This window comes from Dyella sp. SG562 (assembly GCF_011759495.1).
Lineage (GTDB): Bacteria > Pseudomonadota > Gammaproteobacteria > Xanthomonadales > Rhodanobacteraceae > Dyella_D > Dyella_D marensis.
Window position 1 is genome coordinate 132,210 of record NZ_JAAOYS010000011.1, and the last position, 20,239, is coordinate 152,448.

At 65.7% G+C, this 20,239-nt stretch carries 22 protein-coding genes; 8 read left to right on the forward strand and 14 right to left on the reverse strand.

The window, feature by feature from the left end; translation table 11 throughout:
* Window position 1 precedes the first annotated feature (1 nt).
* Both tkt and tal read right to left on the reverse strand, forming a co-directional pair.
* Window positions 2–2,050, reverse strand: a complete 2,049-nt coding sequence (gene tkt, locus FHW84_RS18465) for a transketolase (RefSeq protein WP_167257458.1) — start codon at window positions 2,048–2,050, stop codon at window positions 2–4.
* A 36-nt stretch (window positions 2,051–2,086) separates the two neighbouring features.
* The gene (gene tal / locus FHW84_RS18470) at window positions 2,087–3,169 is read right to left on the reverse strand and encodes a transaldolase (protein WP_167257459.1); all 1,083 of its coding nucleotides are present in this window, start codon (window positions 3,167–3,169) and stop codon (window positions 2,087–2,089) included.
* A gap of 383 nt (window positions 3,170–3,552) precedes the next feature.
* Between tal and FHW84_RS18475 the strand changes: the two genes are divergently transcribed.
* Window positions 3,553–4,380, forward strand: a complete 828-nt coding sequence (locus tag FHW84_RS18475; RefSeq protein ID WP_167257460.1) for an alpha/beta hydrolase — start codon at window positions 3,553–3,555, stop codon at window positions 4,378–4,380.
* Window positions 4,381–4,464: 84 nt separating this feature from the next.
* Here the strand turns inward: FHW84_RS18475 and FHW84_RS18480 are convergent, their stop codons facing one another.
* Genes FHW84_RS18480 through dbpA form a run of 5 tightly spaced genes read right to left on the reverse strand, consistent with a single transcriptional unit; the run spans window position 4,465 to window position 8,241 of the window.
* Window positions 4,465–4,797: a hypothetical protein gene (locus tag FHW84_RS18480; RefSeq protein WP_167257461.1), complete on the reverse strand. Its 333-nt coding sequence runs from the start codon at window positions 4,795–4,797 to the stop codon at window positions 4,465–4,467.
* Between the two features lie 21 nt (window positions 4,798–4,818).
* Complete coding sequence (locus tag FHW84_RS18485) at window positions 4,819–5,103, reverse strand: hypothetical protein (protein WP_167257462.1); 285 nt, start codon at window positions 5,101–5,103, stop codon at window positions 4,819–4,821.
* Window positions 5,104–5,162: 59 nt separating this feature from the next.
* Complete coding sequence (locus FHW84_RS18490; RefSeq protein WP_167257463.1) at window positions 5,163–6,527, reverse strand: amino acid permease; 1,365 nt, start codon at window positions 6,525–6,527, stop codon at window positions 5,163–5,165.
* Between the two features lie 50 nt (window positions 6,528–6,577).
* Window positions 6,578–6,817, reverse strand: a complete 240-nt coding sequence (locus FHW84_RS18495) for a DUF333 domain-containing protein (protein ID WP_167257464.1) — start codon at window positions 6,815–6,817, stop codon at window positions 6,578–6,580.
* Window positions 6,818–6,861: 44 nt separating this feature from the next.
* Window positions 6,862–8,241, reverse strand: coding sequence for an ATP-dependent RNA helicase DbpA (dbpA, locus tag FHW84_RS18500; RefSeq protein ID WP_167257465.1), 1,380 nt, complete (start codon window positions 8,239–8,241; stop codon window positions 6,862–6,864).
* 284 nt (window positions 8,242–8,525) lie between these two features.
* Here dbpA and FHW84_RS18505 point away from each other — a divergent pair, with 284 nt between their 5' ends.
* Complete coding sequence (locus FHW84_RS18505) at window positions 8,526–8,804, forward strand: type II toxin-antitoxin system RelE/ParE family toxin (RefSeq protein WP_167257466.1); 279 nt, start codon at window positions 8,526–8,528, stop codon at window positions 8,802–8,804.
* A 9-nt stretch (window positions 8,805–8,813) separates the two neighbouring features.
* Window positions 8,814–9,098 (forward strand): HigA family addiction module antitoxin, encoded by a 285-nt coding sequence (locus tag FHW84_RS18510; protein ID WP_167257467.1) that lies wholly within the window; start codon window positions 8,814–8,816, stop codon window positions 9,096–9,098.
* Between the two features lie 19 nt (window positions 9,099–9,117).
* On the opposite strand, the gene FHW84_RS18515 is transcribed toward FHW84_RS18510, so the two are convergent.
* The 4 genes from FHW84_RS18515 to FHW84_RS18530 form a co-directional block, all read right to left on the reverse strand.
* Window positions 9,118–10,284 carry an AAA family ATPase gene (locus FHW84_RS18515; protein ID WP_167257468.1) on the reverse strand — a complete coding sequence of 389 codons (1,167 nt, stop codon included), beginning with the start codon at window positions 10,282–10,284 and terminating at the stop codon, window positions 9,118–9,120.
* A 104-nt stretch (window positions 10,285–10,388) separates the two neighbouring features.
* A complete protein-coding gene (locus FHW84_RS18520) occupies window positions 10,389–10,898 on the reverse strand; it encodes an O-acetyl-ADP-ribose deacetylase (protein ID WP_167257469.1) in 510 nt (169 codons plus the stop codon).
* 15 nt (window positions 10,899–10,913) lie between these two features.
* Complete coding sequence (locus FHW84_RS18525) at window positions 10,914–11,321, reverse strand: hypothetical protein (RefSeq protein ID WP_167257470.1); 408 nt, start codon at window positions 11,319–11,321, stop codon at window positions 10,914–10,916.
* A gap of 465 nt (window positions 11,322–11,786) precedes the next feature.
* On the reverse strand, window positions 11,787–12,425 hold the full coding sequence (locus tag FHW84_RS18530; protein WP_167257471.1) for a TetR family transcriptional regulator: 639 nt from the start codon (window positions 12,423–12,425) through the stop codon (window positions 11,787–11,789).
* Window positions 12,426–12,516: 91 nt separating this feature from the next.
* Between FHW84_RS18530 and FHW84_RS18535 the strand changes: the two genes are divergently transcribed.
* From FHW84_RS18535 to FHW84_RS18550, 4 genes are all read left to right on the forward strand, one after another.
* The gene (locus tag FHW84_RS18535) at window positions 12,517–13,170 is read left to right on the forward strand and encodes an O-methyltransferase (RefSeq protein ID WP_167257472.1); all 654 of its coding nucleotides are present in this window, start codon (window positions 12,517–12,519) and stop codon (window positions 13,168–13,170) included.
* Window positions 13,171–13,213: 43 nt separating this feature from the next.
* A complete protein-coding gene (locus FHW84_RS18540) occupies window positions 13,214–13,465 on the forward strand; it encodes a hypothetical protein (protein WP_167257473.1) in 252 nt (83 codons plus the stop codon).
* 182 nt (window positions 13,466–13,647) lie between these two features.
* Complete coding sequence (locus FHW84_RS18545; protein ID WP_167257474.1) at window positions 13,648–14,838, forward strand: arabinose transporter; 1,191 nt, start codon at window positions 13,648–13,650, stop codon at window positions 14,836–14,838.
* A gap of 99 nt (window positions 14,839–14,937) precedes the next feature.
* The gene (locus FHW84_RS18550; RefSeq protein WP_167257475.1) at window positions 14,938–15,663 is read left to right on the forward strand and encodes a hypothetical protein; all 726 of its coding nucleotides are present in this window, start codon (window positions 14,938–14,940) and stop codon (window positions 15,661–15,663) included.
* Here the strand turns inward: FHW84_RS18550 and FHW84_RS18555 are convergent.
* The 3 genes from FHW84_RS18555 to FHW84_RS18565 form a co-directional block, all read right to left on the reverse strand.
* The gene (locus FHW84_RS18555) at window positions 15,632–16,366 is read right to left on the reverse strand and encodes a hypothetical protein (protein ID WP_167257476.1); all 735 of its coding nucleotides are present in this window, start codon (window positions 16,364–16,366) and stop codon (window positions 15,632–15,634) included. The genes FHW84_RS18550 and FHW84_RS18555 overlap by 32 nt on opposite strands.
* A gap of 135 nt (window positions 16,367–16,501) precedes the next feature.
* Window positions 16,502–16,990: a nuclear transport factor 2 family protein gene (locus tag FHW84_RS18560; protein WP_208399863.1), complete on the reverse strand. Its 489-nt coding sequence runs from the start codon at window positions 16,988–16,990 to the stop codon at window positions 16,502–16,504.
* An 81-nt stretch (window positions 16,991–17,071) separates the two neighbouring features.
* A complete protein-coding gene (locus FHW84_RS18565; protein WP_167257477.1) occupies window positions 17,072–17,908 on the reverse strand; it encodes a plasmid replication/partition related protein in 837 nt (278 codons plus the stop codon).
* Between the two features lie 209 nt (window positions 17,909–18,117).
* On the opposite strand from FHW84_RS18565, the gene FHW84_RS18570 reads away from it, so the two are divergent.
* Window positions 18,118–20,091 (forward strand): ferritin-like domain-containing protein, encoded by a 1,974-nt coding sequence (locus tag FHW84_RS18570; protein ID WP_167257478.1) that lies wholly within the window; start codon window positions 18,118–18,120, stop codon window positions 20,089–20,091.
* The last annotated feature ends 148 nt before the right edge of the window (window positions 20,092–20,239 follow it).

Genomic DNA, 20,239 nt, shown 5'->3' on the forward strand with positions numbered 1-20,239 from the left:
ATTACCTGGCGAGCAGGGCCTTGGCGCGGGCGTAGACCCCGTCCGCGGTAAAGCCGAATTTCTCCAGCAGCACTTCGGCCGGCGCCGACGCGCCGAAGTGCTCGATGCCCAGCATGTCGCCGCGCGGGCCGAGATAGCGTTCCCAGCCCTGGGACACGCCAAGCTCCACGGCCAGCCGGGCGCCGACCGAAGGCGGCAGCACCTCGTCGCGTTGCTCCTGGCTCAATGCGTCGAACAGTTTCCAGCACGGCATCGACACGCAACGCACCGCCACGCCATCGCTTTGCAGGCGTTCCGCGGCGGCCACGATCAGGCTCACTTCCGAGCCGCTGGCGATCAGGATCAGCTCGGGCTTGCGGCCCGGCGTATCGAACAGCACGTAGCCGCCGCGGCGCAGGCCGTCGGCCGCCGCGCAGCGCTCGCGATCCAGCGTGGGCACCTTCTGCCGGGTCAGTGCGAGCAGCACCGGGCGATCCTTGGTTTCCATGGCCACGCGCCAGGCCACCGCGGTCTCGTTGGCATCGGCGGGGCGGATCAGCAACAGGTTGGGAATCGCGCGCAAGTTCGCCAGCTGCTCCACCGGCTGATGTGTCGGTCCGTCCTCGCCCAGCGCCACGCTGTCGTGGGTGAACACGTGGATCACGTGCAGTTTCATCAGCGCCGCCAGCCGTACCGGCGGCCGCATATAGTCGGAGAAGATCAGGAAGGTAGAGCCGAACGGAATCATGCCGCCATGCGCCGCCAGGCCGTTGGCGATGGCGCCCATCGCGTGCTCGCGCACACCGAAGTGGACATTGCGGCCGGCATAGCTCCAGCCGGCGGAGTCGGTGCCTTGCAGGTCGGCGCCCTGCGCCGCGCCGGGATGGAAATCGCCCTGCCCCTTCAACGCCGTCATGGTCGACGGATCGAGATCGGCCGAACCGCCGGTGAAACCGGGTACTTTCGACACGAAGGCGTTCATCACCTTGCCGGAAGCATCGCGCGTGGCCATGCCCTTGGCGTCGGCTGGAAAGCTGGGAATGCCGGCATCCCAGTCCTTGGGAAGCTCGCGCCGGATCAGCAGCTGCAAGTCCTCGTGGAGGCCCGGAAAGGCCTGCGCGTAGGCCGCCATCCGTTCATTCCACGCCGCCTCCCACCGCTCACCGCGCCGCTGCGCCTGGCGGAAATGCGCCAGCGCATCGTTGGGAATCAGGAAGTCCGGCTCCGTCGGCCAACCCAGCTTCTGCTTGGTCTTGCGCACACTCTCTTCGCCCAGCGGCGAGCCATGCGCCTTGAACTGGTCCTGCTCCGGCGAACCATAGCCCAGGTGCGTGCGCACCAGGATCATGGTCGGCCGCGTGGTCTTCGCGCGCGCGGTCTCCAGTGCCGCGTCCAGCGCGATCAGGTCGTTGCCGTCCGCCACCGCGATGGTATGCCAGCCGTAGGCATCGAAACGGCGCCGCACGTCCTCGCCGAAGGTGATGTCGGTGCCGGCGGAGAGCGTCACCGAATTCTGGTCGTACAGGCAGATCAGCTTGCCCAGCTTGAGGTCTCCCGCCAGCGACGCGGCTTCGGAGGCCACGCCTTCCATCAGGTCGCCGTCACTCACGAGGGCATAGGTGCAGTGGTCGATCACCGTATGCCCGGGACGGTTGTAGCGCGCCGCCAGTTGCGCTTCGGCGATGGCCATGCCCACCGCATTGGCCATGCCCTGCCCCAGCGGGCCGGTGGTGGTTTCCACGCCGGGCGTGTGGCCGCGTTCCGGATGCCCCGGCGTCTTGCTGCCCCATTGGCGGAATTGCTTGATGTCGTCCAGCGAGAGATCGAAGCCGGTGAGGTGCAGCAGGCTGTAAAGCAATGCCGAGCCGTGGCCGGCCGAAAGCACGAAACGGTCGCGGTCGAACCAGTCCGGGTTGGCCGGGTGGTATTTCAGCCAGCGCGTCCACAGCACGTAGGCCATCGGCGCCGCGTCGAGCGGCAGGCCGGGGTGCCCGCTGTTGGCTTTCTGCAACATGTCCACCGACAGGAAGCGGATGGTGTTGATGCATTTCTGGTCGAGATTGTCCGCCATGCGGGTCACCTGATGTCGTGAAGGGGAATGCGCCGCTCAGGCGCCAGCCAGCCGCCCGCTCTTTTCGGCGATGCGCTGCAGCAGTTGCTTCCAGGACTTCACGAACGAAGCCGCGCCTTCCTGCTGCAGCTGCTGCGCGAGCGCGTCGATATCCACGCCGGCATCGGCAAAGCGCGCCAGCACCTGCTCCGCATCGCCGCCGTCGGTGCGCATGGCGCTGCCGACCGTGCCGTGGTCCGCGAACGCGAGCAGCGTCTTGTCGGGCATGGTGTCGATGGTGTCCGGCGCAGCCAATGCCTCGACGTACAAGGTGTCGGAGGCCTTCGGGTCCTTGCTGCCGGTGCTGGCCCACAACAAACGCTGCGGACGTGCGCCGGCCTCGGCCAATGCCTGCCAGCGCTTCGACGCCAGCTGTTCCCGGTAGGCCTGGTACACGCGCCCGCCGATCGCGATGCCGAGCCGGTTGCGCAATTCCTCCGGCACCTTGTCCTGCACCGCCACGTCCCAGCGGCTGACGAACAGCGAAGCGACCGAGCCCACGCGCGGATCCAGCCCGGCCTCCAGGCGGCGTTCGATGCCGCGCATATAGGCTTGCGCCACCGCCACGTATTGCTCGCGCGAGAACAGCAGGGTCACATTGATCGGCACGCCGGCGTAGATCGATGCTTCGATCGCCGGCACACCCTCCGGCGTGCCGGGAATCTTTACGTAGAGATTCGGGCGCTGCGCCTTGTCGTGGATGTCGCTGGCGGAACGGATGCTGCCTTCGGTGTCGTGCGCCAGCAGCGGCGACACTTCCATCGACACCCAGCCATCGGCCTGCTGGCTCGTCTTGAATGCCGGACGGAACAGGTCGGCGGCACGGCGCAGATCGTCCAGCGCCAGCTCGATGAAAAGATCCTCGCCGGCCAGGCCCGCGCGCGCCTTTGCGCGGATATCGCCGTCATAGGCGCTGCCTTCGCCGATGGCGGCGTTGAAGATGCTCGGGTTGGAAGTAAGCCCGGTGATCGACAGTTCGTCGATATAGCGGCGCAAGCTGCCGTCGTCGAGCATGTCGCGGGTGATGTTGTCCAGCCAGAGGCTCTGGCCGAGCTGGCGCAATTGCTGGATGGGCTTCATGGTTGGCCTCGAAGGGATGCTGGCGGCTTCGACATGGCGGCGTGGTCTGCGCTTGGGCATGCGTTCCGGCCAGGGCAAAGCTGGACTGTGCTGCAGCCGCCGTTAAATCCAGGCATGCAACGCGCCCACGCCATGCATGCGCGCGGGCTCGCGTCCGCTTCGGCGGGGTACGGCGCAGGGTCGCGAAGGCGTAGCAGCGGCGATACATGCTTCAGGCCTTGAACGGGCGTGGCAAAAGAAATGCCAACCGCGCCGACAAGGAAACACTGTGTCATCCACGAAGCGCTGTGACTTTGGCGCCGCCGGCGATACGCTGGCTGCCTTTGCGTAGCATGCACGGCAGCTGCGCAGAGACCTCAGCCTTCATCCACGGAGTGCACGCCATGACCGACAAGATCGTTACCAAAGACGGAGTCGAGATCTTCTACAAGGACTGGGGCAAGGGGCAGCCCATCGTCTTCAGCCATGGCTGGCCGCTGTCCTCGGACGACTGGGACGCCCAGATGCTGTTCTTCCTGGACCACGGCTACCGCGTGATCGCCCACGACCGCCGCGGCCACGGCCGTTCCACCCAGACCGACACCGGCAACGACATGGAGCATTACGCGGCCGACCTCGCCGCCCTCACCGAGGCGCTGGACCTGCGCGACGCCATCCATATCGGCCACTCCACCGGCGGCGGCGAAGTGGCGGCCTATGTGGCGCGCCACGGCCAGAAGCGCACGGCCAAGATCGTGCTGATCGGCGCGGTGCCGCCGGTCATGGTGAAGAGCGCCAACAACCCGGGCGGCACGCCGATCGAAGTGTTCGACGATTTCCGCAAGCAGCTGGTGGCCAATCGCGCGCAGTTCTTCCTGGATATCCCCGCCGGCCCGTTCTACGGCTTCAACCGCCCGGGCGCCAAGGTCTCCGACGGCATTGTCCGCAACTGGTGGCGCCAGGGCATGATGGGCGGCACCAAGGCCCATTACGACTGCATCAAGGCCTTCTCGGAAACGGATTTCACCGAGGACCTGAAGAAGATCGAGCAGCCCGCCCTGGTGCTGCACGGCGACGACGACCAGGTGGTGCCGTACCAGGATGCCGGCGTACTGTCGGCGAAGATCCTGAAGAACGCCACCTTGAAGATCTATCCCGGCTTTCCGCACGGGATGGCGACGACGCATGCGGATGTGATCAATAACGACATCCTGGCGTTCATCAAGGGCTGATGCAGTGAAGGCGGCCTCGCGACCAGCGGGGCCGCCTGTGGCGTTGACAGGGCCTTATCGGCACCCGGCTGTCCGCCGCCCTGCTCAGACCAAATAATAAACCGTGTGCAGTGGCTTGCTGATTTTCCATGGCCACACGACATAACGATCACGGTGCACGGTGACATGAAGGTCTCGCGGTACGCCGTAATAGACGTCCACGACAAAAGGCCATCGAATCCTCGATTCGACGGCGGCAGCATTGACCTCGACTACGGTTCCGCTGAAGTCCCTGCCCTTGATGTGCTGTTCCATCACGGCTCGTGCGGTATCGCTCACGCATTTGTCCCGCGCGGCAAAAGCCAGCCCATAGCCCAGTGCGAAGAACAGGACGGCAGATATCAGCGCACCGCCCGCCATTCGCTTGAGTATCTTCATGAGAGCCTCGCTGCTCGGCCTTCAGTAAAGCGCCGCCAGCACGATACCCGCCGGCACGACTACCAGTGCTGCCGCCAGCAAGGAACGGCGGCGGGCTCCGGCGAAAGATCGCCCCGATAGCCACAGCGCGCCCATAAGACACGCGATGCCCAGCAGCAGAACGGTCGTGGAAATGTCGTGCTGTCTTTTGATGACGGACTCCGGCACCGTCGGCGCCGGATCACCGAACTGCGACATGACGCCGTACCAGGCCAGCAGCCAGCCAAGCATCACCAGCGCCAAAGCCGTATTGGCGGATCGCCCCATACCCGCTCCCCCCGTGGACAGCCATTCCCATCCGTCGCCCAGGGCCCTTCGGCCGCCTTCTACGCGACCGCTTTACGGCCCAGCCCGAATACGTAGTACAGCACCGTCAACGACACCAGCCACAGCGGCCCGACCACCAGGGCCACGCGCGTGTCGGGGAAATAAGCCATCAAGCCGACCACCAGCAGCAGGAACGCCAGCGCCAGATACGAGGCGTAGGGAAAGAACGGCATGCGGAAGACCAGCTGCTCGCGTGCCGCATCGCTCAGGCTGCGGCGGTACTTCATCTGCGTGATCAGCACGATGCCCCAGGTCCAGATCGCGCCGAAGGTCGCCGCCGAGGTAACCCATACGAACACTTTCGCCGGCACGAGGTAATTGAGCAGCACGCCCAGCAGCAAGGCCACGAGCGACACCAGGATCGCCCGGTTCGGAATGCCGGTGCCCGATGTCACGGCAAACGTGCGCGGCGCCTGCCCTTGCTGGGCCAGGTTGTAAAGCATGCGACCGGTGCTGTAGATGCCGCCATTGCAGGACGACAGCGCCGCGGTCAGCACCACGAAGTTGATGATGCCCGCAGCCGACTTGATGCCCAGCCGCTCGAAGGTCATCACGAACGGGCTGCCCTGCGTGCCCAGCTCGTTCCACGGGTAGATCGACAGGATCACGAACAGCGCGCCGACATAGAAGATCAGGATGCGCCAGAACACCGAGTTGATCGCATCGGGAATGGATTTCTTCGGGTTGTCCGCCTCGCCCGCCGTAAGGCCGATCATCTCCACGCCCAGATACGCGAACATCACCATCTGCAAGGCCATCAGCATGCCCTTGGCACCGTTGGGCATGAAGCCGCCATGCGTCCACAGGTTGCTGATGCCGGTCGGCACGCCCTGGTTGCCAAGGCCGAACACGATCATGGCGCCGCCGCCGAGAATCATGAGCACGATGGTCACCACCTTGATCATGGCGAACCAGAATTCGAACTCGCCGTACGCCTTCACCGCCGCCAGATTGACCGCGCCCATGGTCACCAGCGCCGCCAGCGCCCAGATCCACTGCGGCACATCCGGGAACCACACGCCCATGTAGACGCCCACCGCGGTGATCTCCGCGATGCAGGTCATCAGCCACATGAACCAGTAATTCCAGCCGGTGAGATAACCCGGCAGCGGCCCGAGATAATCCTGCGCATAACGGCTGAAGGAGCCGGCCACCGGATTCTGCACGGCCATTTCGCCGAGCGCGCGCATGATGATGAAGATCGCCAGGCCGCCGAGCACGTAGGAAAGCAGGATGGCGGGGCCGGCGAGCCGGATCGCATTGGCGGAACCGAGAAACAGGCCCACGCCGATGGCCGAACCCAGCGCCATCAGGCGGATGTGGCGCTCCTGGAGGCCGCGTTGCAACGAGTCGTTGGTGTGCATGAGGAGTCCGTTGGAAGGGCGGTAGGTCTTTGCTGTCTGCTGCCTGCGAACTACTTGTGGTCCCGGCGGAAGAGCTCCCACTCTTCGATCCGCTCACCGCCGGGCAAGGTGCAATAACCCGTTTCCCCACCGTCCTTGCCTTTGGCGATGTCCAGCTTGCCGCCGAGCTGCTGGCAGTAGACGGAGGCGGGGTTGGCCATCTGCGCGGAGCGTGGCGGGGTTGCCGGTTCCCGCTGCGAGGCGCATGCGGCAAGCAAGCCGGCGAAAGTCGCGAGAATGAGCAGCTTCATGGCCCGATACCCCTGGGAGGATGATTGGCGGAGTCTACGGCGGATTAGCCCAGCGTACGCACCCGGAAATTGCGCCCCTTGATCTTGCCCGCGCGCAGACGCTCCAGCGCCTTGTTCGCCAGGGATCGACTTACAGCGACGTAGGCCCGGGTGGCAAACACATCGATCTTGCCGACGTCGTCCGCCTTCAGGCCTGCGTCTCCCGTAAGCGCACCGAGAATATCGCCAGGACGAAGCTTGTCCTGCCGCCCCGCATCGATCACCAGCGTTTTCATCGGCGCCAGGTTCAAGGTCTTTCCGCGCGGCGCCGAAAGCTTGAGCGCATGCCAGGCCAGCGGCTGGCCGAGCACCTGCTCGATATTGTCGGCCTTGGGCTTCTCGCGCGGCGTGCACAGCGTGATCGCCAGGCCGGTCTGCCCCGCGCGGCCGGTGCGGCCGATGCGATGGGTATGCGTATCGGGATCGTGCGCGATGTCGTAGCTCACCACCAGCGGCAAGGCGGTGATGTCGAGTCCGCGCGCGGCCACGTCGGTGGCCACCAGCACGGCGCAGCTGCGGTTGGCGAATTGCACGAGCACTTCGTCGCGGTCGCGCTGTTCCATGTCGCCGTGCAGGGCGAGTGCGGAGAAGCCGCGCTGGTCCAGCTCCAAGGCCACGGCATCGACATCGCGGCGCATATTGCAGAACACCAGCGCATGCTGGCCGCGTTCGCCGGTAAGCAGTTGCGCCAGTGCATCGAGCTTGCGCGCAGGATCCACCTCGACGAAGCGCTGCTCGATAACAGGCTTGGTATCGGCCGGCGCCTGCACCGTGATCTCGACCGGATCGCGCTGCAGGCGGCGGCTCACCTCGCGGATGTCTTCCGGATAAGTGGCGGAGAACAGCAGCGTCTGATGGTGCTTGGCGATGCGCCTCACGATATCGTCGATGGCCTCGCTGAAGCCCATGTCCAGCATGCGGTCCGCCTCGTCCAGCACCAGCACCTGGATGCCGCCGCCATGCAGGCTGCCGCGCTTGAGGTGTTCCTGCACGCGGCCCGGCGTGCCGACCACGATGTGCGGATCGTGCGTGAGCGAAGCCAGCTGCGGCCCCAGCGGCATGCCGCCGCACAGGGTCAGCAGCTTGACGTTGGGGATGTTGGCGGCGAGCTTGCGGATGGACTTGCTGACCTGATCGGCCAGCTCGCGCGTCGGACACAGCACCAGCGCCTGCAGGCGGATCGTCTCCACGCTCAGCGACTGCAGCAGGCTGAGGCCGAAGGCGGCGGTCTTGCCGCTGCCGGTCTGCGCCTGGGCGATCACGTCGCGCCCCTCCAGCATGGGCGGCAGGCTCTGCGCCTGGATCGGGGTCATCTCGTCGTAGCCCAGCGCCTGGACGCTGGCGAGCAAGGCGGGCTTGAGGGGGAGCGTGGTGAAAGCGGTCATGCGGCATGATCGCACGGGCAGCCCCATAAGACATGTCCTAGCGCCAGGAAACTCCTGCTGTCGGCGAACTCCCGACTTGCGTAGGGGAACGCCTTTTTTATGTAGTCCTGCCCAGAGACGCCCGCCAAATTTGCAAAACTTGCGGACGAAGCGACATTGATCGCTGTATATCGATGCTATACATTACGCATCGATCGTCCATCCGTGATCGCCAGGCTATCGACATGGCGCAATGAGGCCCCAAAGCCTCATGCACGGGCTCAACCAGTCTCTGGGGCAGGCAGATGATCAGGAGTTTTCGCCACAAGGGCGTAAGGAAATTCTATGAGACCGGCTCGATCGCAGGCATCCAGGCGCATCACCGATCGCGCCTGCGCATCCTGCTTACAGCGCTGGATGCAGCCGTCGCGCCCTCCGACATGGGGGCGCCAGGCTGGGAGCTTCATCCGCTGAAAGGCGAGCTCGCTGGGCTTTGGTCGGTCAAGGTCAACGGCAACTGGCGGCTGACCTTCGCCTTCGAAGGCAAGAACGCCATCCTGGTGGACTATCAGGACTATCACTGAGGAAACATCATGTCCCGCATGCACAACCCCGCCCATCCCGGTGAAGTACTGCGTGAATACCTCGGCGAACTTTCGGTCACGGAGGCGGCTGAGCGCCTTGGCATCACGCGGGTTTCCCTCTCCCGCATCCTCAATGGCCGCAACGGCATCTCCGCCGACATGGCCTTGCGCCTGGAAGCCGCGCTCGGCACCAGCGCGGAAATGTGGACGACGATGCAGGCTCAGTTCGACCTGTGGGAGGCGCGGCGCAAGAAGCGTCCGAAGATCGTGCCGTTTCCGCCGGCGGCTGCCTGAGCGGCTGGCGGCATCGCCGTCACCTCTCCGGCCAATACCAAGCCGGCTCGTTCAACTCCCTCAGCCCCACCACCCGCGTCTGGCTCAGGTTCTTCTCCAGCGCCACCACGTTGCATCCCGGCGCATCCTCCAGCGCGGCGATCAAGCGCCCCGCATGCGACACCACCCATACCTGGCTGCGCTTCGACGCCTGCACGATCAGCCTTGCCAAGGCCGGCAGCAGGTCCGGATGCAGGCTGGTCTCCGGCTCGTTCAGCACCATCAGCGGAGGCGGCCTGGGGGTGTGCAGGGCGGCGATCCAGAGCAGGTAGCGCAGCGTGCCGTCGGAGAGTTCGGCAGCGGAGAGCGGACGCAGCAGGCCGTGCTGCGAGAACAGCAGATTGAAGCGGCCGCCGCCGGTCTCGACATGGACGGAGCCGCCTGGAAAGGCATCTTCCACCGCCGCGGCCAGCGCCCGCGTATCGCCGATCTCGACGATGGTCTGCCAGGCCGCCGCCAGATCGCCACCGTCGTGGCTGAGCACCGGCGTGCGCGTACCCAAGGGGGTCATGCGTGCGGGAGCATCGCGGTCGGAACGGAAATGATCGTAGAAGCGCCATTGGCGGATCCTCTCGCGCATCACCATGGCTTCGGGGGCGCGCTCACCGTCCGCCAGCTGGGTGAACAGGCTCTCGAATACGTTCAGATGTTCGGCCATCACGCGCCAGTTGCGGCCCTCCTTGGTGCGGGCCAGCGCGCCGCGGCGATCGATCAGTACGTTGGCCGGGCGCAGGAAAGGTCCGGCCCAGATCGCTTCGCGCTTGATCTGCGGATCGAATTGGAAAGCCGTCGGAAAATCGGATGGTGGTGACAAGCCCAGGTCAATGGCGTAACCAAAATCATCACCGGCAAAACCCAGCTTGAGCGCCACCGGCTCCTGCCGCGGCAGCCCCTGGATCGGTATCTCGCCGGTAATCATGCGGCGCGTGATCTTCTCCGGCCCCGCCCACAAGGTGGACGACAAACCACCCTCACGCGCCAGCGCACTCACCACGCCGCCATGCGCGGTTTCCGCCAGCAGGCGCAGGGCGCGGTAGAGGTTGGACTTGCCGCTGCCGTTGGCACCTGTGATGAGATTGAGCCGGCCGAGCGGGATGGTGAGCGAGCGCAGGGAGCGGTAGTTGGCGACGGCCAGGGTGTTGATCATGGGTGCGTCCAGGCGAGGGCCCGCCTGCGCGGGATGCCGGGAGCTTCCGTGGCTGTTGGCTCACTTCATGAGACAGCGTCAAAAAAAGCAGGCGCCCATAAGGCCTATGACGCGAGCGCCTCTTCGTATATCGCAAGATCATGGGGCGAGAAGCAGCAAAAGATCACTTCCCGTATCGCTTGCGTCTCACCCAGGGTCGCACGCACCGTCGCAACCGCAACACCCGCTGCTAGTTCGATCGGGTAGCCATAGATGCCGGTGCTGATGCTGGGAAACGCCAGCGTCCCGGCGCCATGCTCTATCGCCAGTTGGATCGAACGCCGATAGCAGGAAGCCAGCAGAGCCGCCTCCCCTTCCCCGCCGCCACGCCAGACCGGCCCTACGGTATGGACGATATGCCTTGCGGACAGGCGGTAGCCCTTGGTGATCTTCGCATCGCCGGTCTTGCAGCCGCCCAGCAGGCGGCATTCATGCACCAGCTCGGGCCCGGCCGCCCGGTGAATGGCGCCATCCACACCTCCGCCGCCGAGCAGGGAGGAGTTGGCAGCATTGACGATAGCATCGACGTCGAGGGTGGTGATGTCGGCGCGGATGGCGCGGAGAATGTAGGTCATCGGGTAACTCCCTGCTCAATAAGCGCTCACCGCGACGGTCAGCACCATGCCGCCGACCTGATCATCCCGATCAAACCGGATGGTGACATCGCGGTCGCGACGGGTCGCTACGTAGCCGAATGTCAGGTCGATGCGGCTCAAGTCGGTGCCCCAGCCAAAGCGCGTGCCAGGCGACAGGCAAGCCATCGCCAGAAGGGCGTTATTGCCGGCGAACTCGACATCGCCACGCGCCATCAGGTCATCGCATGCCGCCTTGGCAGGGGCGTAGCCATCATGGTCGCAATACTTGGCTGAGAACGCGTTCTCCTTCATGCCTTTGAAGGGACCACCCCAGGAGGTGTGGAATTCGAACGTGCGGGTTTCTTTCGCCCGCACCGAAACCACGAATGCGCGCAGATGAGGGCATAACGTGTCCTTCGGCATAGCCGACACGCGGGGGCACCACACAAGGGCCGCGCAAAAAAGGCCAAGGATCGAAGACCTGGCGAAGCTGCTGTTCAAATCGCCCCCTGCGCTGTCCGTATCGATTCGCCGATATATCCATTCAATTCACACCTGCGCGCTGGTGGCGCAGGGCAAGCCAAAAATACCCTGCCACGCCCCCGCCGAGACCAAAGCATATGGCCGCGGTATAGCCTGCAGGGTTAGCAAGACCCAAGGTATCGGCGAGGTAGATAAGCGTTGCCGCCAGCGCCACCTGCCCCGCCCATACGCGCCAGGCTTTTCGAAGCATGCCTGCAAGCGAAACCCGTCCGACGAAAACGAGTACGACGGCCGAAGGGAGCTATAGGGCAGCAAGCAGGAAGGTGATCAGGATGACCGCGAACATTTTGCCCTCATTGCGATGAATGGACTTGCCATATCTATGACGGCCCTGTGGCGCCAAGCTCACTGGGATGTGGCACCGAGTCGCTCAAGATAAGCGCAAAACATATCCGCCATGGCATCCGCATATGCCTTGATCTCATGTTCCGTCCGCGGACTCTCCGAAAACTCCTTCCCCACCGCACTCATCGTCGCCTTCACCAGCTCCCCCGCCAACTCCCTCTTGGCCTTAGGCGTCTCAGGCAACACCTCCCGCATAAACGCCTGCATCGCCCTCTCTCCGGAAGCCTTCACCTCCTTCGCCTCCGGCGCATCGCGATAAAGCGGCGCGGCGTCGCTCAGCGCCACGCGCATCGCGGCCTCCTCGCATTCGGAGCGGATAAAGGCGTGGATCAGGGCGCGCAGACGATCGAGCGGCGCCCTGCTCTTGTCCTGCAATATCTGGTGCAGCAAGCCCGTGGTCTGCTGCCATTCGTCGCTCTGCAGCCGGAACAGGATCGCTGCCTTGTTCGGGAAATACTGGTAAAGCGAGCCGATGCTGACACCTGCCTTCTCGGCCACCCGCGCCGTGGTGAAGCGGTGCGCGCCCTCCTTCGCCAGAACCTGAGCAGCCGCTTCGAGAATGGCCGCCACCAGCTCGTTCGAGCGGGCCTGTTTGGGCTGTTTTCGCGAGGAAATCCTGGGGTTCTTGGGTTCGCTCATGGCCGCTCCGGCAATGCGAATAGGAAAACTGACGAATTACTCGCATTCTAATCCGGCCCCGCAATACCCACGCAAGTACCGGAGAAAACCCATGAGCACCCTCACCACTGCCCCGCTTGCCCCGCTGCTGGACGACCTGTTCGCGCAGTCCCAGGCGAACAGCCCGAACTGGTCCGATTTCCCACGCGAGGAACTGAACCGGCTGATGCACAGCAAGACCGAGTATCGCGATCTTTATGAACGCATGAAGGATTTGTGGCTTCCCGTGTCGCGCGAAACGGCGCAACTGCTCTACATGCTGGCGCGCAGCACCCGCGCGAAGACCATCGTCGAATTCGGCACCTCGTTCGGCATTTCCACCCTGCACATGGCCGCGGCCTTGCGCGACAACGGCGGCGGCCGCCTGACCACCACCGAGTTCGAGCCGGCCAAGGTGGCGCGGGCGCGCGAGCACCTGAAGGCCGGCGGCGTGATCGACCTGGTGGAGATCCGCGAAGGCGACGCGCTGACGACACTCCGCACCGACCTGCCCGATGCGATCGACCTCGTGCTGCTCGATGGCGCCAAGGCGCTCTATCCGGAAGTGCTCGCCCTGCTGGAAAGCCGCCTGCGCCCCGGCGCCCTGGTGGTGGCGGACAACGCCGACTACAGCCCGGAATACCTGGAACGCGTGCGCGCCCCGGCCAGCGGGTACATGTCGGTGCCGTTCGCGGAAGACGTCGAGCTGTCGATGCGGCTCGGCTGATGGAGCGCTGACCGGCCTTAGAACACGGCCGCGGAGGACAACCATGAGCAATAGTCTGCTGCTGCATATCCTTGCTCTGGCGGAACAAGTCGAGCCCGACCGCGAGGCGATCTGGGAGTGGTTCTTCCGGACGCCCATTTCGCCTTACGGCAGGACGGCTTATGAGCTGGGAACAGACGATCGTGGGGATATCGTCATTGCGTTCCTTGAGCGGGTGCTGGACGAAGCCGGCAAGGTACCGACCGTCGATCACAGCCCCTATGGCGTCATCCCGGTGGGCGTCATCCCGGCGTAGGCCGGGATCCAGTGGCGTCAACGCGTGATGGTCGCCTGGCGCCAGAGCGATCTGCGCTTCGCTGAAACCAAACACTACCGCCGCTGGATCCTGGCCTACCCCAGGATGACGTGCGGCGCACCCATCTCACCGACCGGCTCGAAGCAGCATACCAGGCCGCCGACCCAACGCCCGGAACACCCATGACTTCGACTCCCGCACGCGACCCCGCACAGGGCCGCCTCCTTCTGCTGACCGCCATTCTGTTTATTTCCTACCTGTGCATCGGCATCGCCCTGCCCATCGTGCCGGTCTACGTCACCACCCGGCTGCAACTCGGCAATGCCTGGGCCGGCCTCGGCATCGGCATTGCGTTTCTCGCCACCATCGCCACGCGCGGCTATGCCGGCGGCATCTCGGATCGCCGTGGCGCCAAGCTCGCGGTGGGACGCGGCCTGGCCTTCTATATGGCTGGCGCGCTGGTTTCGCTGATCGCCGACGTTTCCTTGCCGTCGGCATGGATCGCCTATGCAGGCCTGCTCGCGGGGCGCTTGCTGGTCGGGCTCGGCGAAAGCCTGGTCGGCGTCGGCATCGTGGCCTGGGGCATCGGCATCGCCGGCCCTGCCCGCTCCGGCCGCGTGCTCGCCCTGATCGGCGCGGCCATCTACGGCGCGCTGGCGGTGGGCGGGCCCATCGGCGTGGCGCTGCTCGGCCGTATCGGCTTTGCCGGCGCGATGGCGATCAGCGCCGTGCTGCCATGCCTGGGATTGCTGGCCATCGCCTTTATCGACGGCGTACCGGCGCATCCGGATACCAGCCGCCCTTCGTTCCTCAGCGTGATGAGCCGGATCTGGCTGCACGGCTCCATCGTCTGCCTGCAAGGCATCGGCTTTGCCGCGATCGGCGCATTTTTCACGCTGTACTTCCTCGACCGGCAATGGAGCTATGCGGGACTCGGACTGACCGCCTTCGGCACCGGCTTCGTGCTGATGCGCGTGTGCTTCGGCCATCTGCCGGACCGCATGGGCGGCCTGCGCGTGGCGATCGGCTCGCTGGCCATCGAAGCCGTGGGGCAGGTGCTGATCTGGGGCGCGCACGATCCCGCGCTCGCCTTTGCCGGCGCCTTCCTTACCGGACTGGGCTGCTCGATGATCTTTCCGGCGATGGGGCGCGAAGTGGTGCAGCTGGTGGAACCGCATCTGCGCGGCACGGCCCTGGGCGGTTTTGCGGCATTCCAGGATGCCGCTTACGGCCTCACCGGCCCGTTGGCCGGATTACTGGCCGACCGGGCGGGATACGGCAGCGTGTTCCTGATCGGCGGCGTGGCGGCAGGCATCGGCTTGCTGATCGCGGCAAGTCTCCGCCACGCACGCGCCGTCGCGCTGGAAAGATGACAAAAGCCACCACGGCGCGCTGGCCATTCGGTCGATACCGGATGCTGCCTGCAGCGGGCTAGCATCGGTGCGTTTCGCGCCACGCCAAGGAGTGCACCGATGCCACGAAACCTCTGCCTCGCCGCCCTCGCCCTCGCGGCGCTCGCCGCCACGCCATGCATGGCGCAGCACGACCACCGCTCCATGGTGCCGAACGGCTGCCAGCCGCTGGGCACGCACAAGGTGGGCGATACCGGTTGCTATATCGTCGCGCAGGAGTCGATGGCCGATCCTCCGGCCGGGCCGCTGTACTGGCATCTCGATACCTTCGCCGATGCCAGGGCGGCGCGCACGGCGCGCGGCAGGAACGGCAGCGTGATCGAAGCCTTCGGGCAGGTGTGGCTGCTGACCATCGCCGAAGAAAGCTGGCGCCCGGAAGGCGGCCGGCACGTCGCCACGATCGGCCCGTTCACGCCGCCGACCGACGGCGTGCAGACGGCGACTTATATGGTCGCCACCACCGACGCCACCATGGATTCACTGCCGCATAGCCATCCCGGCCCGGAAGTCTTCTATGTCGTCGAAGGCGCGCAATGCCTGGAAACGCCGGATGGCACGCAGACCCTGCAGGCGGGCGAAGGCAGCGCCGTCGCCGCCGGCGTGCCGATGAAACTCTATGGCGCGGGAGATACGACGCGCCGCGCACTGGTGCTGGTGCTGCACGACGCCGCGCAGCCCGCGGTCATGCGCAATCCGCCGTGGAAACCCAAGGATCTGTGCCTGGCGCAGGGCGGAAAAACACCGGGCGGCGCGATCAGCCAACCGGAATATCAATCCGCTCGATGAATTTCCGCCGCGGAAACCATTTCACGCCCGCATCGCGCAGCTTCGCGGCCAGCTTGGGCATGGCCTCCAGCGTGGCGGGAATGGACTGGTAGACGTTGGTCGCCGCGGTTTCCCAGCGCGCGAAATGCATGTCGCCAAGCGCCTGCTTGAACTGCTCCATGGTGATCGGCTTGCCCATGATGCCGGCGCGGGCCGCCATGGGATGCACGATCTCGAACAGCAGGTCGTTGCGGATATTGAGATGCAGAATGCAATCGTCGTAGCGGCGCTGCACGGCTTCCACCTGCACGATCAGGTGGGCATCGCCGCGCTCCACCAGAAAAGTCAGGTCTTCCGCGCGCTGGCGCGCATGGCTGCTGGGCGGGTTGGGAAACGCGCGCAGGTTGGAGATCTGGTGCCAGGTGTCCTTGCCCTTGGTCAGCTCGGCCTGCACGGTGGAGAGGTAATGCGCCTGCGATACCAGCACCAGGATGGCGCGGTTGATCGCGCCGGCGCGCAGCTCCTCGCGCCGCATGGCTTCGTTGATGCCCTGGTATTTGAAGGCGAGGATCGCGCCGAGCAGCGTGCCCACGAAGGGGAACGTCCAGGTCGCCAGGTCCTTGGGCGCGACGGCCTCCGTGTAGAACGCCACGGCCACCAGCAGCCCTACGAACAGCAAGGCAAGCAGCGCGAGCAGCCCACCACCTACGCCAGACAGTCTCATGGGATCACCCTTCGGCCACCAGTCCGGTCCCCCTGGTCGATCGACGATGTTCGCACAGCATAGTGTGAAGGCGCCGGCGGGCCGGCCCTCGACGGCAGCCGAAGGGGGTTGCCGTTCAGCCAATCGGCGTTGCGCTTATTTGCCGCCGTTCTCGATGCTGTGGTGGTCGTAGCTGACCACGCGCGTCAGCTGCCACTGGCCGTTCTGGTAGCGCCAGATATGAAGGAACTTGCCCTCGCCCTGGCAGGTCTTGCCGCCGATCTGGCAGAAGCGGTGCGTGCCCGTTTCGATCGCGCCGTAATCCTTGATCGGATACACCTCCAGCGTGCCGACCAGCTCGCGCCGCACCTTGTGGCAGATATTGCGGCGGGTGGCTTCGACCACCGGTTCGCGGCCGAGCATCAGGCCGCCGTTGTCGTGATAGAACTCGATGTCGGCGCTGAAGAAATCGCCGAAGGTCTTCAGGTCGCAGCTGTTGTAGGCATCGAAGACTTTTTTATCGAGCTCGTTGACGGTGCGCACCAGCGCATCGCCTTGCGGAATGGCGGCGGGGGTCGCGGCATGGACAACGCCGCCAACGAACAGCGGGACCAGCCAAAGGGCAAGACGGCGCATATCGAACATGGAACGCTCCTGGTCGGCGGTTGACCCCTGCAGCCTAAGCCTTGGAGGCCTTCCGCACAGCATGCCTGATGGCATCCCGCTTCAGCCCTGCAGTTCGGCCAGCCGGCGGCGCAGCTCCTCGTTCTCCGCGGTCAGCTCGGCCACGCGCTGCCGCAGCATCAGCAGCTCCTCGCGCTCGTCCATTTCCGCGGACCCGGCGGCGGCCTCGCCTTCTTCCTGCTCTTTTTTGCGCGGCTTGCGCTTCGACTCGCGCGCCCGCCTGGCCGCTTCCTTCAATTCCTTCCCGCCCGCCTCGGCCGCCGCGCGCTGTTCTTCGGCGGGAAGGCTGGCCACGGCGGCGGCGGCATGGATCGACAGCACACCGGACTTCACCGCGGCCACCACTTCCTCGGTGGCCTGCTTCTGGATCTTCTCGATCAGGCCGACCTGGCTGTGGCTGAGGCGCGCCTCGCGGGCGAGGTCTTCGCGGCTGGGTACCGGCTCGGGCGACGCAACCGGCGTTTCCGCGGCCGCCGCTTCGGCGGGTGCTTCCGGCGCGGCATCGACCTCGAAAGGCGGCGTTTCGTCTTCGGCTTCCTTTACCCGCCCACGCCGCGCCGCCAGGATCTCGCGCTTGCGCAGCGCCAGCACGCCGCGCTGGAACGGCGACACGCTGCGCCGGCCCAGGTGCTGCTCGATCATCCACAGGTGCACGTCTTCCATCGACTGGAAGCGCGTGTTCTGGATGGTCTGGAACGGCAGACCGTGCTTGCGGCAGACGCTGTAGCGGTGATGGCCATCGACCAGGGTGTCGCCCCACAGCACCAGCGCGTCGCGGCAACCCTCGGCCAGGATGCTGCGCTCCAGCGCCTCGTACTCGTCGGGCGTCATGGGATCGATATAGGCCTTGAGTTCCTCGTTGACGACCAGGTCCGCCATCGCTTGTCTTCCGGAAGGGCAAAGGGTGCGCATTGTAGAGAGGCCGAGGCGCCGGCGCTGCCTTGACGCGGAGCGGCATTTGTCCTCCGCTTCCGCCGACCGGGCGCACGTGGCGGCGGCCGGCTTCCAGGCCATGGCCGCGCCGCGCTATCGTGCAGGGCGCGGTACCCTCGATATCCCCACGACACGCTCATCCGGGAAGCCAGCCCATGGCCAGCAACCACCCGCATCTCTCCGCGCCCAGCCGCGAGCAGGCCCTGCACGCGCTGTACGAGGCGGCGGAGCTCGAACACTGCCTGATGTGCACCTATCTGTACGCCGCCTTCTCGCTGAAGACCTCGGTGGACGAAGGACTGACGCCGGCGCAGCTGGAAGCGGTGATGCGCTGGCGGCGCGCCATCCTGCAGGTGGCGACGGAAGAAATGGGCCACCTGGTGGCGGTGTGGAACATCACTGTCGCGCTGGGCGGCGCGCCGCGCATCGGCCGCTTCAACTTTCCGCTGGACCCCGGCATCTTGCCGGCCGGCGTGGTGGTGAAGCTGGCGCCGTTCAACCTGGCCACGCTGCAGCATTTCATTTACCTGGAACGCCCCGCCGGTTCGGACGAACCGGATGGCGAGGGCTTCACCTCGGACCGCAGCTTCGTGCGCGGCGCCGACGGCCCGCGCCTCACGCCGATGGGCGTGGACTACGACACCGTGGGCCAGTTCTACGAAAAACTCGGCGAAGGCCTGCGCCGCATGGTCGACATCCATGGCGAAGCCGGCGCGCTGTGCGGCACGCCGGAGCTGCAGCTGACCGACGCGGACGCCAACCTGCCCGGCTGCAAGCGCGTGATCTGCCTGAAGACGGCGCTGGCCGCGTTCGATGCCATCGTCACCCAGGGTGAAGGCGCGCTGGAAAACGTCGAAGACTCGCACTACCGGAAGTTCGCCGCGATCCGCACGGAATACCAGGCGCTGCTGGCGGAGGATCCCCTGTTCATTCCCGCCTTCCCCGCCGCCACCAATCCGGTGATGCGCCGGCCGCCGCGTCCCGAGGGCCGCGTGTGGATCGAGGATGCGCGCGCGATTGCCACCGTCGACCTGGCCAATACCGCGTATGGCCTGATGCTGCGATTGCTCGGTTACGCATATGCGGTGCCGTCGCCGGATCCGGACAAGGCTCTGTCGGTGGACCTGGCCGTGGGCCTGATGCGGGCGATCGCGCCGCTGGCCGAACGCGCGGCGCGTTTGCCGGCGGGGCCGTCGAATCCGCAGTGCCATGCGGGGTTGTCGTTTATCGCGCTGCGTGATGCGTCGGCGTTTCCGCCGGGGCCTGGCGCGCGGCGGTTCTTCGTCGAGCGGCTGCAGCAGTTGACGGAAGCGGCGCTGCGCTTGAACGAGCAAGGCGATGCGCGTACGGCGGCGGCGGCGACCTTGCTGCAGCGGCTGGCGCAGAGCGCGACGCAGGGTTTCGAGCTGGATCGTGCGGCAAGCACCGCGAGCGCACCGGTGGCTGCCGTCGCCGCACCGCCCTCGCCGTCCACGCCGTCGACCGTCGAAGACGGCATCGAACGCGTCGAGGGCGAGAAGCTGACGCTGCTGTTCGAAACCAGGCGCTGCATCCATGCCCGCTTCTGCGTCACCGGCGCGCCCACCGTGTTCCTTGCCAATGTGCAGGGGCCATGGATCCATCCGGACACCATGGACGTGGAACGCCTCGCCGACATCGCCCACGCCTGCCCTTCCGGCGCGATCCAGTACCGCCGCCGCGATGGCCGTCCCGACGAAACCGCGCCACCGGTGAATCTGGCCGGCACGCGCGAAGCCGGCCCGTATGCATTCCGCGGCGAGCTGTATCTGAACGGTGCGCCGGCCGGTTATCGCGCCACGCTATGCCGTTGCGGCGCGTCGAAGAACAAGCCGTTCTGCGATGGCTCGCATCACGATGCAGGCTTCACGGCCAGCGGCGAACCGCCGACCGGCAAGGCCACCGACATGCTGGCGGTGCGCAACGGGCCGCTGCATGTGGAGCCGCAGCCGAACGGGCCGTTGAAGGTGCGGGGGAACCTGGAGATCGTCAGCGGCACCGGGCGGATGGTGGCGCGGGTGACCAGCGCGTTTCTGTGCCGGTGCGGCGGGAGCAAGAACAAGCCGTTTTGCGATGGGACGCATGCGACTATCGGGTTTGTGGCGGATTAGTGGGGCACGCCCCAACTTTCACATTATCGCCTGGTTTTCGCGGTGACGCGAACTGGCCGCTTATGCAGCGGGCATTTCGGACGCCTGCCGGCGCCCGAGTCACTTTCTCTTTGCTGGCTCAAAGAGAAAGTAACCAAAGAGAAATAGC

Bases quoted from the DNA above. Each gene is read 5' to 3' on its own strand.
- FHW84_RS18505 (WP_167257466.1), top strand. From the start codon at position 8,526: ATGATCAGGAGTTTTCGCCACAAGGGCGTAAGGAAATTCTATGAGACC.
- FHW84_RS18475 (WP_167257460.1), top strand. From the start codon at position 3,553: ATGACCGACAAGATCGTTACCAAAGACGGAGTCGAGATCTTCTACAAG.
- FHW84_RS18520 (WP_167257469.1), bottom strand. From the start codon at position 10,898: ATGACCTACATTCTCCGCGCCATCCGCGCCGACATCACCACCCTCGAC.
- FHW84_RS18540 (WP_167257473.1), top strand. From the start codon at position 13,214: ATGAGCAATAGTCTGCTGCTGCATATCCTTGCTCTGGCGGAACAAGTC.
- tkt (WP_167257458.1), bottom strand. From the start codon at position 2,050: ATGGCGGACAATCTCGACCAGAAATGCATCAACACCATCCGCTTCCTG.
- dbpA (WP_167257465.1), bottom strand. From the start codon at position 8,241: ATGACCGCTTTCACCACGCTCCCCCTCAAGCCCGCCTTGCTCGCCAGC.
- FHW84_RS18485 (WP_167257462.1), bottom strand. From the start codon at position 5,103: ATGGGGCGATCCGCCAATACGGCTTTGGCGCTGGTGATGCTTGGCTGG.
- FHW84_RS18515 (WP_167257468.1), bottom strand. From the start codon at position 10,284: ATGATCAACACCCTGGCCGTCGCCAACTACCGCTCCCTGCGCTCGCTC.
- tal (WP_167257459.1), bottom strand. From the start codon at position 3,169: ATGAAGCCCATCCAGCAATTGCGCCAGCTCGGCCAGAGCCTCTGGCTG.
- FHW84_RS18495 (WP_167257464.1), bottom strand. From the start codon at position 6,817: ATGAAGCTGCTCATTCTCGCGACTTTCGCCGGCTTGCTTGCCGCATGC.
- FHW84_RS18535 (WP_167257472.1), top strand. From the start codon at position 12,517: ATGAGCACCCTCACCACTGCCCCGCTTGCCCCGCTGCTGGACGACCTG.
- FHW84_RS18530 (WP_167257471.1), bottom strand. From the start codon at position 12,425: ATGAGCGAACCCAAGAACCCCAGGATTTCCTCGCGAAAACAGCCCAAA.
- FHW84_RS18565 (WP_167257477.1), bottom strand. From the start codon at position 17,908: ATGGCGGACCTGGTCGTCAACGAGGAACTCAAGGCCTATATCGATCCC.
- FHW84_RS18550 (WP_167257475.1), top strand. From the start codon at position 14,938: ATGCCACGAAACCTCTGCCTCGCCGCCCTCGCCCTCGCGGCGCTCGCC.
- FHW84_RS18555 (WP_167257476.1), bottom strand. From the start codon at position 16,366: ATGAGACTGTCTGGCGTAGGTGGTGGGCTGCTCGCGCTGCTTGCCTTG.
- FHW84_RS18490 (WP_167257463.1), bottom strand. From the start codon at position 6,527: ATGCACACCAACGACTCGTTGCAACGCGGCCTCCAGGAGCGCCACATC.
- FHW84_RS18545 (WP_167257474.1), top strand. From the start codon at position 13,648: ATGACTTCGACTCCCGCACGCGACCCCGCACAGGGCCGCCTCCTTCTG.
- FHW84_RS18510 (WP_167257467.1), top strand. From the start codon at position 8,814: ATGTCCCGCATGCACAACCCCGCCCATCCCGGTGAAGTACTGCGTGAA.
- FHW84_RS18570 (WP_167257478.1), top strand. From the start codon at position 18,118: ATGGCCAGCAACCACCCGCATCTCTCCGCGCCCAGCCGCGAGCAGGCC.
- FHW84_RS18525 (WP_167257470.1), bottom strand. From the start codon at position 11,321: ATGCCGAAGGACACGTTATGCCCTCATCTGCGCGCATTCGTGGTTTCG.
- FHW84_RS18480 (WP_167257461.1), bottom strand. From the start codon at position 4,797: ATGAAGATACTCAAGCGAATGGCGGGCGGTGCGCTGATATCTGCCGTC.
- FHW84_RS18560 (WP_208399863.1), bottom strand. From the start codon at position 16,990: ATGTTCGATATGCGCCGTCTTGCCCTTTGGCTGGTCCCGCTGTTCGTT.